Origin of the sequence: Pseudomonas fluorescens group sp. (assembly GCF_020093335.1) — a bacterium.
Taxonomy (GTDB): Bacteria; Pseudomonadota; Gammaproteobacteria; order Pseudomonadales; family Pseudomonadaceae; genus Aquipseudomonas; species Aquipseudomonas petroselini.
The window spans coordinates 46180-60730 of record NZ_JAIOKW010000007.1 but is presented as its reverse complement, the minus strand read 5'-3'; the positions used below and the strand labels follow the sequence as shown (position 1 = coordinate 60730).

The following is a 14551-nucleotide window of genomic DNA, read 5'->3' as shown; positions in this document are numbered from 1 at the left end:
CCCCATGACCCACGCATTGATCGAACTGTCTGACCTGGGCTTCAACTGGCCCGGGCACCCACAGTTGCTGGACATCCCCGCGTTCCGCCTGGAAGCGGGGGAAACCCTGTTTCTCAAAGGCCCGAGCGGCAGTGGCAAAACCACACTGCTGGGCCTGCTCGGCGGCGTGCAGAAACCCAGCCGAGGCAGCATCCGCCTGCTCGGCCAGGAGCTGACTGAGCTCTCGGCCGGTGCCCGCGACCGTTTCCGCGTCGACCACACCGGCTACATCTTCCAGCAGTTCAACCTGCTGCCGTTCCTGTCGGTGCGCGAGAACGTCGAATTGCCGTGCCACTTTTCCACGCTGCGCGCGCAACGAGCAAAACAGCGCCACGGCAGTGTCGACCAGGCCGCCGCTGCGTTGCTCGCGCACCTGGGTTTGAAAGACAAAGACCTGCTCGAAAGGCGTGCCGACTCGCTGTCCATCGGCCAGCAACAAAGGGTGGCCGCCGCCCGTGCGTTGATCGGCCAGCCGGAACTGGTGATCGCCGACGAGCCTACCTCGGCCCTGGACTACGACGCCCGCGAAGCCTTCCTGCAACTGCTGTTCGCCGAATGCCGCGAAGCGGGCGCCAGCCTGTTGTTTGTCAGCCATGACCAGAGCCTGGCTTCGCTGTTCGACCGCAACCTGTCGCTGGCCGAACTCAATCGCGCCGCCACGCCCGCAGAGGTTTGAGATGTATCTGTTCCGTCTAGCCATGGCCAGCCTGGCTAATCGCCGCTTTACCGCGATCCTCACTGCTTTCGCCATCGCGCTTTCAGTCTGCTTGTTGCTCGCGGTGGAGCGCGTGCGCGTTGAGGCGCGCAACAGTTTCGCCAGCACCATCAGCGGCACCGACCTGATCGTCGGCGCCCGCTCGGGCTCGGTCAACCTGCTGCTGTACTCGGTGTTCCGCATCGGCAACGCCACCAACAACATCCGTTGGGACAGTTTCGAACACTTTGCCGCCAGCCCCCAGGTGAAGTGGGCGATCCCGATGTCCCTCGGCGACTCCCATCGCGGCTACCGCGTGATGGGCACCAACGCGTCCTACTTCGAACACTACCAATACGGCCGCAAGCAAAACCTCGAACTGGCCAGCGGCCGCGCCTTCGCGACCGACCCGTTCGAAGTGGTGCTCGGTGCCGAAGTCGCCGACGCGTTGCATTACAAACTCGGCGACAAACTGGTGCTCGCCCACGGCGTGGCGGTGGTCAGCCTGGTCAAGCACGACGACAAACCGTTCACCGTGGTCGGCATTCTCAAGCGCACCGGCACGCCGGTGGACCGCACGTTGCACATCAGCCTCGGCGGCATGGAAGCGATCCATATCGACTGGCACAACGGCGTGCCCGCGCAGCTCAAAGGCCGTATCAGCGCCGACCAGGCACGTAACATGGACCTTACACCGCAGGCCATCACCGCGTTCATGCTCGGCCTGAACAACAAGATTTCCACCTTCGCCCTGCAACGGGAAATCAACGAATTCCGCGGCGAACCGATGCTGGCGATCCTGCCCGGCGTGGCACTGCAAGAGCTGTGGAGCATGATGGGCACCGCCGAAAAAGCCCTGTTCGTGATCTCGCTGTTCGTGGTGCTCACCGGCCTGATCGGCATGCTCACGGCGATCCTCACCAGCCTCAACGAACGCCGCCGCGAGATGGCGATCCTGCGTTCGGTGGGCGCACGCCCGTGGCATATCGCGACGCTGCTGATCTTCGAAGCCTTCGCCCTGGCGCTGTCTGGCGTGATCGCGGGCGTGGGTTTGCTGTACGTGTGCATGGCCGCGTCGCGCGGGTACCTGCAGGCCAACTACGGCCTGGACTTGCCGATGTCGTGGCCCAGCGAATATGAATGGACGTTGCTCGCCGGTATCCTGGCGGCAGCGCTGTTGATGGGCAGCGTGCCCGCCTGGCGCGCCTATCGACAATCCCTGGCCGATGGCCTGTCCATACGTTTATGAGGAAGGCTTTGATGCGTCGCGCCCTGCTTGCCCTGTTTCTGCTGATTGCCCTGCCCGCCTGGGCGGAAGATCAGCCCAAGGACTTGTCCTGGCAGGAAATGATCCCGCCGGACGCGCCGCCGGAAATTCCCAATATGAAACCGCTGCACGACCTGTCGAACATGGCCGATGCGTTGTCCGTCGAGGCGGCGCCGGCCGCCAAACAGGATTTGCCCAATGCGCCGGTGGTGCAGAGCCTCGACGGTCAGCACATCCGTTTACCGGGTTATATCGTGCCGCTGGAAGTCAGCGAAGAAGGCCGTACCACCGAGTTTCTGCTGGTGCCGTATTTCGGCGCGTGCATCCATGTGCCGCCGCCACCGTCGAACCAGATCGTGCATGTCAAAAGCGAAATCGGCGTGAAGCTCGATGAGCTCTACCAGCCGTACTGGATCGAAGGCGCGATGCAAGTCAAACCGTCCACCAGCGAACTCGCCGATGCCGGTTACCAGATGGATGCCGAGAAAATTTACATGTACGAGCTGCCGGAATAGCGCTGATCGCCCTTTCATTGAGCTGAGTCAAAAGACCGAACGGAACGATCTTTACCATTGGACGTACAACTTTTAAACGTCCTTTGGAGCTCCCATGAACAAGTCTCTGCTCGGCGCGTCCCTCTTCGCGCTCGCCCTCGCTGCCCCTGTTGCACACGCTCACGAAGCGGGCGACATTCTGATTCGCGCCGGTGCAATCACCGTGAACCCGAAGGCAGACAGCAGCAGCGTCAAGGTTGACCAGGGCCCACTGGCCGGCGCCAATCTGGGCGGCAAGGCGACCATGAGCAGCGACACTCAGTTGGGCTTGAACTTCGCCTACATGCTGACCAACCACGTCGGTATCGAACTGCTGGCGGCCACACCGTTCGAGCATGACGTGAAGATCAAGAACACCGCCCTCGGCGCCGCGAACGGCAAACTCGGCACCCTGAAACACCTGCCGCCGACCCTGAGCGTCGTGTACTACCCACTGGACAACAAGTCGGCTTTCCAGCCGTACGTGGGCGCGGGTATCAACTACACCTGGATCTATGACGAACACGTCGGCAGCCGCGCATCGGACGCAGGCTTCAGCAACTTCAAGGCCGAAAACTCCTGGGGCTGGGCGGCGCAGATCGGTGCCGACTACATGATCAACGACAAGTGGATGATCAACGCCCAGGCGCGCTACATCGACATCAGCACCAAAGCGACGGTGGACAACAATGCCCTGGGCCAGGGCACGCGCGCCAAGGTCAATGTGGACGTGGACCCGATGGTCTACATGGTGGGTATCGGCTACAAGTTCTGACACCAACCTGACCAGTAACACAAAACTCAATGTGGGAGGGGGCTTGCCCCCGATTGCAGTGTGTCAGCCAACACATATTTGACTGAACCACCGCTATCGGGGACAAGCCCCCTCCCACATTTGGCTCGTGCCCACATTAGGTTTGTGTGCGGGATCAGCTGTGACGGTAGAACCGGTCCAGCAACGCCGGCAGCCCCGCCCGCCACGCCCGTGGCTTGATGCCGAAGGTGTGAAGGATTTTCTTGCAAGCCAGCACCGCGTGTTGCGGCTCATCCGCCGCATCCGGCCGGGCCGCATGGGCCTGGGCGGTGGGGGATTCGATCGCCAGCGGGTGGAAGGTACGTGCTTCAGTCAAAATCGCCTGGCCCAGCGCCAACGGTGTGGTCGCCTCATGCCCGGCGTAGTGGTACGTGCCCCACAACGGCGCCGCGCAATCGAGTTGCTTGAGCACCGAGATGATCACCCGCGCCGCGTCATCCACCGGCGTCGGGTTGCCGCGACGGTCGTCCGCCATCAGCAATTCATCCGGTTTCTCGGCCCGCGCCAGGAAGCGCCCGAGGGTGCCGTCGACGCTGTCATCCAGCAGCCAGCCGAAACGCAACAGCACATGTTGTGGGCAGGTGGCACGCACACTCTGTTCGATTCGCCACAACGCCTGGCCGCGCAGGCCCAGGGGCACCGGCTCGTCTTTTTCGCTGTAGGCGGTGGCGCGGGAGCCATCGAACACGCGGTAGCTGGACGGTTGCAGCAAGGTGATGTTGTGGTGCTGGCACAGTTCGGCCAGGCGCTCGATGGCGAATTCCTGGGCGGCCAAACGGGTTTCGCTGACCACCTCGGCCTGGAACCAGTCGAAATAGTAGGCGAGGTTGATCAACGCATCGGGACGGGTGTCGTCGAGCAGTTGGGTAAGGCTCGCGGCATCCCAGCCGTCTTTGGGCGGTTTGGGGGCGAGGAAACCGATGTCTTCCTCTGCACCGAGGCGAATCAGCGCCTGCCCGAGGGCATTCCCGCCGCCCAGTAACATAAGGCGCATTCGCATAGATTGAGCAGGCCCGGTCTGTGTGGAACGAAGGTTTTCAGGTATTTGTCAGAATCGTTGCATTTTGCGGGTTTGTAGCGCAACCGTCACGGATAAAGTGCGCGATTGCAACTTGTTGGAACAGGGGCTATCAATCACTTCATGAACCTTCCTGAATCCACCGACACCGCATTGACCGGCTTCCACCCCGCCGTCAGCACCTGGTTCCGCAGCACCTTCCCCTCGGTGACAGGCGCCCAGGCCCAGGCATGGCCGCTGATCCGCCAGCGCCAATCAACACTGATCGCCGCGCCCACCGGCTCCGGCAAGACGCTCACAGCGTTCCTGGCGGTGCTGGATGACTTGGTCCACCAAGGCCTGGCCAACGGCGGTGAACTACCGGATGAAACCCTGGTGGTCTATGTGTCGCCACTCAAGGCGCTGTCCAACGACATCCAGATCAACCTGCAAAACCCGCTGGCCGGGATCACTGAGCATCTGCGGAACCTGGGCCTGCCGCCGCTGGCCATCCGCACCGCCGTGCGCACCGGTGACACCCCGCAAAAAGACCGCGCACTGATGCGCAAGCGCCCGCCGCATATCCTGGTGACCACCCCGGAATCGCTCTACGTGCTGCTGGGCTCGGACTCCGGCCGACAGATGCTCGCCAGCACGCGCACGGTGATCATCGATGAAATCCACGCCATCGCCGCCGGCAAACGTGGCAGCCACCTGGCCTTGAGCCTGGAACGCCTGCAAGGCTTGTGCGCCGAGCCACTGATGCGCATCGGCTTGTCGGCCACGCAAAAGCCCATCGACGCGGTGTCGCGGTTCCTCGTCGGCAGCGGCCGGGCGTGCGCGATTGTGGATATCGGCCACGCCCGCCCGCGCGACCTGGATATCGAGGTGCCGCCCGTGCCGCTCTCTGCGGTGATGGCCAACGATGTGTGGGAGCGGGTCTACGACCGCCTCGCCGAGTTGGCCCGCGAACACCGTACCACGCTGATTTTTGTCAACACCCGGCGCCTGGCCGAGCGCCTGGCGCGGCATTTGAGCGAGCGCCTGGGCAAAACCGCCGTGGCCGCCCACCACGGCAGCCTGGCCAAGGAAATGCGCCTGGACGCCGAACAGCGCCTCAAGGGCGGCGAGCTGCAGGTGCTGATCGCCACCGCGTCCCTGGAGTTGGGGATTGATATCGGCGATGTCGATCTGGTTTGCCAGATTGGCTCGCCCGGCTCCATCAACGGCTTTCTGCAAAGAGTCGGTCGCTCCCGCCACCAGGTGGGTGGCACGCCCAAGGGACGACTGTTCGCCACCACCCGCGACGACCTGATTGAATGCGCCGCCCTGCTCGACTGCGTGCGCCGGGGCGAACTCGACACGCTGCAGATTCCCGTGGCGCCCCTGGATGTACTGGCCCAGCAGATCATCGCCGAGGTCAGCGCCCAGGAATGGTCCGAGCAGGCCTTGCTGGCGCTCATCCACCGCGCCGCGCCCTACGCCACGCTGGATGAGCGCCACTACCAGGCACTGCTGCAAATGCTCTCCGACGGTTACAACGGTCGCCAGGGCATCCGCAGCGCCTACCTGCACCGCGACGCCCTGACTCGCACCCTGCGCGGTCGACGGGGCGCCAAGCTGACCGCCGTCACCAGTGGCGGCACCATCCCCGACAACGCCGACTACAGCGTGTTGCTCGAACCCCAGAGCCTGAACATCGGCAGCGTCAACGAAGACTTCGCGGTGGAAAGCATCGCCGGGGATATCTTCCAGCTGGGCAACACCTCGTATCGCATCTTGCGGGTCGAAGCCGGCAAAGTGCGCGTCGAGGACGCCCATGGCCAACCGCCGACCATCCCCTTCTGGCTCGGTGAGGCGCCGGGGCGCAGCCACGAATTGTCAGCGGCGGTGGCGCGCCTTCAAGGTCAGATGGACGCGCTGCTCAGCGCCACGCCGGGTGACCTGCACGCCGCACAGGATTGGCTTACCGACACCCTCGGCCTGAACCGCGCCAGCGCCGAGCAGATCCTCGATTACCTGGCCCGCGCTCGCCTGGCCCTGAGTGCGTTGCCGTCCCAGGACACGTTGATCATGGAGCGGTTTTTCGACGCGTCCGGTGGCACTCAACTGATCATCCACACGCCGTTCGGCAGCCGCGTCAACCGCGCCTGGGGCCTGGCCCTGCGCAAGCGTTTTTGCCGCACGTTCAATGTCGAATTGCAGGCGGCGGCCAGTGAAAATGCAATCGTGCTGTCGCTGTCAACCAGCCACAGTTTCGAGCTGGACGAAGTGTGGCGTTACCTCAATAGCCAGAGTGCCGAGCACATCCTGATCCAGGCGGTGCTGGATGCGCCGCTGTTTGGCGTGCGCTGGCGCTGGAATGCGGGGGTGGCGCTGGCGTTGCCGCGCTATACCGGGGGGCGCAAAGTGGCGCCGCAGATTCAGCGCATGAAAAGCGAAGACCTGATTGCCAGCGTCTTCCCCGACCAGATCGCTTGCCTGGAAAACCTCGCCGGCGAGCGCGAGGTGCCTGAACACCCGCTGGTCGAGCAAACGCTCGACGACTGCCTGCACGAAGCCATGGACAGCGAGGGTTGGCTTGCGCTGTTGCGGCGCATGGAACATGGCGAGGTGCGCCTGATCAGCCGCGACCTGCCCGCGCCCTCGCCCATGGCCGCAGAAATCCTCAGCGCCCGCCCCTACACCTTTCTCGACGATGCCCCCCTGGAAGAGCGCCGCACCCAGGCCGTGCTCAACCGGCGCTGGAGCGACCCGCAGAGCACCGACGACCTCGGCGCACTGGATGCGGATGCCATCGCCGGCGTGCGCGAAGAAGCCTGGCCGGCGCCCAACGGACCGGACGAAATGCATGAGGCGTTGATGAGCCTGGCGTGCATCGCCGATAACGAAGTCACGCCGCAATGGGCGACTTGGCTGCACGCATTGGCCCAGAGTGGCCGCGCCTATCAACTGCACACTCACTTACACACCCGCCTGTGGGTCGCCGTCGAACGCCTGAGTTGTGTGCAGACGATCTACCCCGGCAACGTGCCGTTGCTGCCCGGCTTCGATGAGCCCTGGACCGTTGAGGAGGCCGTCACGGAAGTGCTTCGCGCGCGCCTCGGTGGGTTTGGCCCGCTGAGCCTGATCGAGATCGCCGCGCCCCTGGCCTTGCCGGTGGCGGATGTCACTCAGGCACTGGCCCGCCTGGAGCATGAAGGCTACGTGCTGCGCGGGCATTTCAGCCCCGGCGCCACCCAGGAGCAATGGTGCGAACGCCATCTGCTGGCGCGCATTCATCGTTACACGGTTAAGCGCCTACGCCGGGAAATCGAGCCGGTGGCGCTGCAGGACTTCATGCGTTTTCTGTTCGATTGGCAGCATTTGTCCGACGGCACCCGTGGCCAGGGCAGCGCGATGTTGCCGCAGATCGTCGGGCAGTTCGAAGGTTACGCCGCCGCCACTTCCGCCTGGGACAGCGATTTGCTCAGTGCGCGGCTCAAGGATTACTCCTCGACCTGGCTCGATGAGTTATGCCGCAGCGGCAAACTGGTATGGACGCGCTTGAGCAACAAGACCAGCGCCATGGCATTGCGCAGCACTCCGGTGGTGTTGCTGCCACGCAACCAAGTGGGACTGTGGAGCGGACTGACCGAACCCACCGACGCCACCACGCTGTCGCCCAAGGCGCAGAAGGTGCATCAAGCCCTGCGCGACCACGGCGCGCTGTTTTTTGATGAACTGGTGCATGAAGCCCACTTACTGCGCAGCGAACTGGAAACCGCTTTGCAGGAACTGGTCGGTGCCGGTGTGGTGAACGCCGACAGCTTTGCCGGGTTGCGTGCGCTGACCACCCCCGCGAGCAAACGCCAGGCGCGCAGCAGTCGGCGCGGGCGCGGCGCGTTTATCGGCGGTATGGACGATGCGGGGCGTTGGGCGCTGATCCGACGCCCGTCGACTGCCGCAGGTCCGCCTTCCGCCGAGACCCTGGAGCATGTGGCGATGACCTTGCTGCGCCGCTATGGCGTGGTGTTCTGGCGCTTGCTGGAGCGCGAGGCGGAGTGGCTGCCGAGCTGGCGCGAGTTGCTGCGCACTTTCCATCGGCTGGAGGCGCGCGGGGAGATTCGGGGTGGGCGGTTTGTCAGTGGTTTGGCGGGGGAACAGTTTGCGTTGCCGGAGGCGATTCCGTTGCTGCGTGAAGTGCGGCGTCGACCCCATGATGGGAGTTTGATTGCGGTGTGTGGCGCAGACCCGTTGAACCTGGTGGGCACGCTGTTACCGGGCACCAAGGTGCCGGCGGTGAGTGGCAATCGCATTGTGTACCGGGATGGGTTGCCCGCGGCGGTCATGGTGGCGGGCAAGCAGCAGGTGTTAGTAGAGGTGGATCGGCAGGCGGTGCAGGAGAGGCTGATCAGGCATTGAGTGTTGGGGTGACTTCCAAGGACCTCATCGGGGGCAAGCCCCCTCCCACAGGTGGACCGAGTCCAACCTTGGAATAGGGCCCACCTGTGGGAGCGGACTTGCTCGTGAAGGCGTCGGCCCAGTCACCGCAGAATTACTGAGGCCTGGGCTGCTCGGTAAGCACCACCGATGCGGGCACCTCCTCATCCGGCTCATCCACCTGCGCCGCACGTTTAGGCAACAGCACCTGCTGTGGATAAGTCTGCGCGAAGTGCACCTCATCACAGTTATCCACAAGCTTTTTGAGGCGCTGATTGAACGCGCGACTCACTGCATACTGCCCGCCCGACACGGTGCGGAACTGCGCGGTAAGCACCACGCCATTGAGGTCCATCTTGTCGACACCGAACACCTCCAGCGGCCCTTGCAGGTTGTACTTGAGGAACACGTCATCACGGATCGACTGCCCCGCTTCGCGAATCAGCTCCACTGCCTTGTCCACGTCGGTGTCGTAGGTGAACTGCACTGAGAAGAACGCATAGGCAAATTGCCGCGATTGGTTGGTGACCGCCTTGATCTGCCCGAACGGCACCGAGTGCACAAAGCCCTTGCCGTCGCGCAGGCGCAGGGTGCGGATGGTCAGGCCTTCGACGGTGCCGGCGTGGCCGGAGTCAAGCACCACCCAGTCGCCGATGGACAGGGTGTCTTCGATGATGATGAACAGGCCGGTGATCACATCCTGCACCAGTTGCTGCGACCCGAAGCCGATGGCCAGGCCGACCACCCCGGCCCCCGCCAGCAGCGGCGCGACGTTGATCCCGAGGTTGGCCATGGTGGTAATCGCGCAGATCACCACCAGGATGATTTTCACCGCGTTGCGCAGCAGCGGCAGGATGGTTTTGACCCGCGTGCTGGGCTGGCGGCTGGAGCGTTTATTGACCGGTGGCTTGAGCGCTTCCTGGATCGCCGTGTCGAGCACCACCCAGAACAGCCAGGTCATCAGCAGGATCAGGCCGATGCTGCTGAGGGAGTCGCTGATCGCCCGGCCCACCGAGTTACGCTGGGCAAATTCGAACAGCGACACGCCCCAGATTCGTCCAAGAATCTCGATAAAGGCGATGGCCATGACGATACGCAGGATCGCGTGCAACAAGCTGAGGAAGCGTTCCTTGTAGGCGCTGCTGCGCTGGATCGCGACCTGGCTGCGGGATTTGAACAGGTGTTGCAGCACGGTGCTCAGGAACACCGTACCAATCAGCAAAATGGTGGTGAACAACGCACAACGCAGGGCCTTCTGGTTATCGTCGCCGGCCCCGATCAAATTGATCGCCGAGACCAGCACCATCAACAGGATCGGCCAGTACCACAACCCGGAAAACACCCGCAGTGATTGCTGCAACGCCGGGTGTTTAAGGCGTTGAGTCAAGGGTCGATTGCGGATCAGGTGGGCCACCGGTCGACGCAGGCGCACCACCAGCACGCCGAAGATCACGGCGGCGAACAGGCCGGTAAACACCGCGATGCTGCTGGTGATATTGCCGCCGAACTGACGGGCGATTTGCGGGCTGGTCAGCGCGTCGCTGAGGGCGACGAGAAAGCCGATCAGGAACAACGGCGTGGGACAGTAGCTGCGGATAATCTGCACCGCCGGGCGCTTGTGGCCGACATTGAACATCACAATCACGCACAACAGCATCGACGTGGAAAAAATACCGCTGCTGGTGGCGTAGGCAAAACACAACGCCAGCGCACGCCCTATCGATGTGGGTAAAAAGTGGCTGACGTACAGCGTCAGCGGCAGGCAGATCAGCGCGGGAATCGTGTAGGGCAGCACATACCCAAGCACCGCTTGCAGGCGCCCGCGCCGGGCGACAAATGGGCGCCGGCTCACGCGTTGGACGATAAAACGCCCTAGCAGCGTCAGCAGGGTAAAGGCGCCGATCCACACCCCTGACAACAGCAGGAAGTTCCCTGCGATGCTCCATGGCGAACGCTCGGACGTCTGGTCGACCAGCCGCCCGACTTCATCCGCCGCACGGTCGGCCCGCAGGCGCCAGGCGTCGATCAGGTTCTGGTTGAGGTCGAGCTTCTCTTGCACATCATCGATGCTGGAGCTGATCGCGCCGAGCAGGCCGCCCTCGACCAGCAATTCCGGCTTGGCCGGCGCTTCAGGTTCCGGAGCGGTGGCCGCGGCTTGCAGTGCGGCACTGGGACAAAACAGCAGCGCGCCGAGCAGTAATGCAGTCTTTAGATTCAGCAAAACACCGGGCTCCTTCAGAAGGGTCTGTAAGGAACTGACGGGTTTGAGCCTTGATCGTTCCCCGTTTGCGGCATCTTTGACTTGCAGGCAACTATCAAATGCCAATCCCTGGCTTTTTCCGCAACAGCCAACACTCGTCACTGCGCTCCTGATTGAAACCCACCGGAGTTGCAGCCATGCCCATTGCCTTTAACCTGGGGATCGCCGGTGGCGCCTGGGGCGGCGGGTTGATCGTGACGCATATGGCGCTCATCCACACGGCCTGGATCGGTTGGGGCCGGTGTACGCAGAGCGTTCGACGCGGATAGTCGCCGGCACTGAATCAGCAGCCATACACATCCAATGTGGGAGGGGGCTTGCTCCCGATAGCGGTGGGGCAGTTGATGCAGGTGTCGACTGATCGACTGCTATCGGGAGCAAGCCCCCTCCCACATGGGTTCTATGCCGTCTGTAGGAAGGTGGAAACTTTCAGCCAAAAATCATAGTCAGCCATAAACGGGGGCCAGGCCCCCACTTTTTCACAGGAGCAATTATGGCTGCGATCCCTGACTGGGTGCCCGTAACCCCCAGCGTCGCCATCAGTCGCTTCACGGTGCTGACGGTCAATATCCACAAGGGTTTCACCGCCCTCAATCGACGCTTCATCCTGCCCGAGCTGCGTGAGGCGGTGCGCAGTGTGGGCGCCGACATGGTGTTCCTGCAGGAAATTCACGGCACTCATGAGCGTCACCCCCAGCGCTTCAGCGACTGGCCGAACATGCCTCAGTATGAGTTCCTTGCCGACAGCATCTGGCCGCAGTTCGCCTACGGGCGCAATGCGGTCTACCCCCACGGCGACCACGGCAATGCCCTGCTGTCGAAATTCCAGATCGTGCACTACGACAACCTCGATATCTCCCAAAGCGGGCATGAAAACCGTGGGCTGCTGCATTGCGTGCTGCGCTTGCCGGGCACCGGGCAGGAAGTGCACGCGATCTGCATCCACCTGGGCCTGCGTGAGGTGCATCGCCAGCAACAGTTGCGCTTGCTGGAGCAGCGCATCAGCGAGATCCCGGCCGGTGCACCGCTGGTGGTCGCGGGCGACTTCAACGATTGGCGCCAGAAGGCCGACCTCAGTCAAAGCGGACTGCGGGAAGTCTTCATCGAAACCCACGGCAAACTCCCGCGCACCTTCCCGGCGCGCCTGCCCTTGCTGCCACTGGACCGCATCTATGTGCGCAATGTGAAAGTGCATAACCCTCGGGTGCTGACCTCACGGCCTTGGTCGCATTTGTCCGACCACGTGCCGCTGTCGGTGGAGATCGAACTATGAACGTTGCCGTAGAACATATTTCCACTGACCAGCCGCCGGATGAAGCCAAGGCCCGTGACCTGGATTACGGCTGGCAGAGCGGCAACCAGGTTGAGTTGCTCGAGAATGGCGAGGCGTACTTTCCCAAGGTGTTCGAGGCACTGCGCGCGGCGCGGCGGGAGATCCTGCTGGAGACCTTCATTCTCTTCGAAGACAAGGTCGGCCATGAGCTGCAGGGCATTCTCATCGAGGCCGCGCAGCGCGGCGTGAACGTGGTGGTCAGCCTCGACGGTTTTGGCTGCGGCGAGTTGAGCCCGGTGTTTCTCAGTGAGCTGGCCGAGGCGGGCGTGGCTGTGCAGATGTTCGACCCTGCGCCGAAAACCCTCGGCATTCGTACCAATTGGTTCCGCCGCCTGCACCGCAAGATTGTGGTGGTGGACGCCGAGGTGGCGTTCATCGGCGGGATCAATTTTTCCGCCGATCACTTGGGTGACTATGGGCCTGAGGCCAAGCAGGACTATGCGGTTCGGGTGACCGGCCCGGCGGTGGCGGACGTGCATCATTTCGCCCTTGCCCAAAGCGGTCGCCAGGTACGTAAGCGGCGCGGTTGGCGGCGGCGCCAGCAGCGACCGGCGTTGTGGTCCACCGACAAGAGCGACGGCCAGGTGCGCTTGATCTACCGCGACAACCTGCAGCACCGCGACGACATCGAAGAAGCGTATGTGTACGCATTGAGCAAGGCACAACATCGCGTGGTGATCGCCAACGCTTACTTCTTCCCCGGCTACCGCTTGCTGCGCGAGATCCGCAATGCAGCGCGCCGTGGCGTGCAGGTGCAAATGATCATGCAGGGCCAGCCCGATGTGCTGCTGGCCAAGCTGGCGGCGCGCATGCTCTACGACTATCTGCTCAAGGATGGCGTGGTGATTCACGAATACTGCCAGCGCCCGCTGCATGGCAAAGTCGCCTTGGTGGATGACGAATGGAGCACCGTTGGTTCGAGCAACCTGGACCCGTTGAGCCTGTCGCTGAACCTGGAAGCCAACGTGCTGATCCGCGACCGTGCGTTCAATCAGCAGCTGTATGAACGCCTGGAAACCCTGGCAAAAAATCATTGCCAGACGATGCCGAAAAACCGTAAGCCGCGCCTGTGGCTCTGGCGATTGACCGTGGGGTTCCTGGTGTTCCATGTGATGCGCCACTTTCCCGCGCTGACGGGTTGGTTACCGGCGCACAAGCCCCGTTTGAAACCTTTCGAGAGCCCGTCCCATGACGTCTGAAACCAAAGGCTCGCGGTTCAAGCGCTGGAAGAAACCGCTGACCATCGCCTTCTTCCTGCTGCTGATCGTACTGTTCACCATGCTCGCCCGGCGTATCGACTGGAGCGAAGTGGTGCAGACCTTGGGCGATTTCAAACTGCGCACGCTGGTGATCGCAGGCACGCTGACGTTATGCAGTTTTCTGGTGTACGCCAGTTTCGACCTGATCGGCCGCACCTATATTCGCCAGCCCCTGGTGTGGAAGCAGATCCTGCCGGTGGGCATCATCAGCTATGCGTTTAACCTCAACCTGAGTGCGTGGGTCGGGGGCATCGCGATGCGCTATCGGCTGTATTCACGGCTGGGCGTGAGCAACAGCAATATCGCCAAGATCCTGGGCCTGAGCCTGGCCACCAACTGGTTTGGCTACATGGCGATAGCCGGGGTGATTTTCAGCAGCGGCCTGGTCACGATGCCGCCGGGGTGGAAGGTCAGTACCCTTGCATTGCAAGGCATTGGTGCGGTGTTAGTGCTGGTCAGCCTCGGGTATCTGGCGGCCTGCCAGTATTCGAAAAAGCGTGCGTGGACGATTCGCGGCATGGAAATCAACCTGCCGTCGCTGCGCATGGCGTGTTTGCAATTGATGTTGGGCGCGCTGAACTGGTCGCTGATGGCTGCGGTGATTTTCACCCTGCTGCCGGCCAAGCTGGACTATCCACTGGTGCTGGGCGTGTTGCTGATCAGCGCGATTGCCGGGGTGCTCACCCACATACCGGCCGGGCTTGGGGTGCTGGAGGCAGTGTTTATTGCGCTGTTGCAGCACGAGGCGTCGCGGGGCAGTTTGCTGGCGGGGTTGATCGCTTATCGGGCGATCTACTTTATTGTGCCGCTGCTGATTGCGCTGGTGATGTACCTCGGCGTGGAAGCCAAGGCCAAGGCATTGCGGGTGAAGAAAACACCGGCTTGAAAGAATGTGGGGTGATCAAGCGCTATCGCAGGCCAGCCGGCGATAGC

At 62.8% G+C, this 14551-nt stretch carries 10 protein-coding genes and 1 pseudogene; 9 read left to right on the top strand and 2 right to left on the bottom strand.

The window, feature by feature from the left end; all coding sequences use genetic code 11:
- Positions 1 to 4: 4 nt before the first annotated feature.
- The 4 genes from K7431_RS10305 to K7431_RS10290 all read left to right on the top strand — a co-directional run bounded on the left by K7431_RS10305 (position 5) and on the right by K7431_RS10290 (position 3308).
- A complete protein-coding gene (locus tag K7431_RS10305; RefSeq protein ID WP_015886114.1) occupies positions 5 to 715 on the top strand; it encodes an ABC transporter ATP-binding protein in 711 nt (236 codons plus the stop codon).
- A gap of 1 nt (position 716) precedes the next feature.
- Positions 717 to 1982: an ABC transporter permease gene (locus K7431_RS10300; RefSeq protein WP_015886115.1), complete on the top strand. Its 1266-nt coding sequence runs from the start codon at positions 717 to 719 to the stop codon at positions 1980 to 1982.
- A gap of 11 nt (positions 1983 to 1993) precedes the next feature.
- Positions 1994 to 2515, top strand: a complete 522-nt coding sequence (locus tag K7431_RS10295; RefSeq protein WP_015886116.1) for a DUF3299 domain-containing protein — start codon at positions 1994 to 1996, stop codon at positions 2513 to 2515.
- A 94-nt stretch (positions 2516 to 2609) separates the two neighbouring features.
- On the top strand, positions 2610 to 3308 hold the full coding sequence (locus K7431_RS10290) for an OmpW/AlkL family protein (protein ID WP_015886117.1): 699 nt from the start codon (positions 2610 to 2612) through the stop codon (positions 3306 to 3308).
- Positions 3309 to 3462: 154 nt separating this feature from the next.
- On the opposite strand, the gene K7431_RS10285 is transcribed toward K7431_RS10290, so the two are convergent.
- Positions 3463 to 4347 (bottom strand): sugar nucleotide-binding protein, encoded by an 885-nt coding sequence (locus K7431_RS10285; protein ID WP_015886118.1) that lies wholly within the window; start codon positions 4345 to 4347, stop codon positions 3463 to 3465.
- A gap of 141 nt (positions 4348 to 4488) precedes the next feature.
- On the opposite strand from K7431_RS10285, the gene K7431_RS10280 reads away from it, so the two are divergent.
- Positions 4489 to 8748, top strand: coding sequence for a DEAD/DEAH box helicase (locus K7431_RS10280; protein WP_015886119.1), 4260 nt, complete (start codon positions 4489 to 4491; stop codon positions 8746 to 8748).
- Between the two features lie 133 nt (positions 8749 to 8881).
- On the opposite strand, the gene K7431_RS10275 is transcribed toward K7431_RS10280, so the two are convergent.
- Positions 8882 to 10987, bottom strand: a complete 2106-nt coding sequence (locus tag K7431_RS10275; RefSeq protein ID WP_043205975.1) for a mechanosensitive ion channel family protein — start codon at positions 10985 to 10987, stop codon at positions 8882 to 8884.
- A 185-nt stretch (positions 10988 to 11172) separates the two neighbouring features.
- On the opposite strand from K7431_RS10275, the pseudogene K7431_RS10270 reads away from it, so the two are divergent.
- The 4 genes and pseudogenes from K7431_RS10270 to K7431_RS10255 form a co-directional block, all read left to right on the top strand.
- A pseudogene (locus K7431_RS10270) lies at positions 11173 to 11387 on the top strand (hypothetical protein); the annotation flags it as partial.
- 132 nt (positions 11388 to 11519) lie between these two features.
- On the top strand, positions 11520 to 12299 hold the full coding sequence (locus K7431_RS10265) for an endonuclease/exonuclease/phosphatase family protein (protein ID WP_015886121.1): 780 nt from the start codon (positions 11520 to 11522) through the stop codon (positions 12297 to 12299).
- Positions 12296 to 13558: a cardiolipin synthase ClsB gene (clsB, locus tag K7431_RS10260; RefSeq protein ID WP_015886122.1), complete on the top strand. Its 1263-nt coding sequence runs from the start codon at positions 12296 to 12298 to the stop codon at positions 13556 to 13558. Before K7431_RS10265 ends, clsB begins: the two co-directional genes overlap by 4 nt.
- Positions 13548 to 14504: a lysylphosphatidylglycerol synthase domain-containing protein gene (locus K7431_RS10255; protein ID WP_015886123.1), complete on the top strand. Its 957-nt coding sequence runs from the start codon at positions 13548 to 13550 to the stop codon at positions 14502 to 14504. The genes clsB and K7431_RS10255 overlap by 11 nt, the downstream gene beginning before the upstream one ends.
- Positions 14505 to 14551: the final 47 nt, after the last annotated feature.

What these genes read in the sequence shown, in the direction of transcription:
- K7431_RS10305 (WP_015886114.1), top strand. Translation starts at nt 5, where the DNA reads ATGACCCACGCATTGATCGAACTGTCTGACCTGGGCTTCAACTGGCCC.
- K7431_RS10300 (WP_015886115.1), top strand. Translation starts at nt 717, where the DNA reads ATGTATCTGTTCCGTCTAGCCATGGCCAGCCTGGCTAATCGCCGCTTT.
- K7431_RS10295 (WP_015886116.1), top strand. Translation starts at nt 1,994, where the DNA reads ATGCGTCGCGCCCTGCTTGCCCTGTTTCTGCTGATTGCCCTGCCCGCC.
- K7431_RS10290 (WP_015886117.1), top strand. Translation starts at nt 2,610, where the DNA reads ATGAACAAGTCTCTGCTCGGCGCGTCCCTCTTCGCGCTCGCCCTCGCT.
- K7431_RS10285 (WP_015886118.1), bottom strand. Translation starts at nt 4,347, where the DNA reads ATGCGAATGCGCCTTATGTTACTGGGCGGCGGGAATGCCCTCGGGCAG.
- K7431_RS10280 (WP_015886119.1), top strand. Translation starts at nt 4,489, where the DNA reads ATGAACCTTCCTGAATCCACCGACACCGCATTGACCGGCTTCCACCCC.
- K7431_RS10265 (WP_015886121.1), top strand. Translation starts at nt 11,520, where the DNA reads ATGGCTGCGATCCCTGACTGGGTGCCCGTAACCCCCAGCGTCGCCATC.
- clsB (WP_015886122.1), top strand. Translation starts at nt 12,296, where the DNA reads ATGAACGTTGCCGTAGAACATATTTCCACTGACCAGCCGCCGGATGAA.
- K7431_RS10255 (WP_015886123.1), top strand. Translation starts at nt 13,548, where the DNA reads ATGACGTCTGAAACCAAAGGCTCGCGGTTCAAGCGCTGGAAGAAACCG.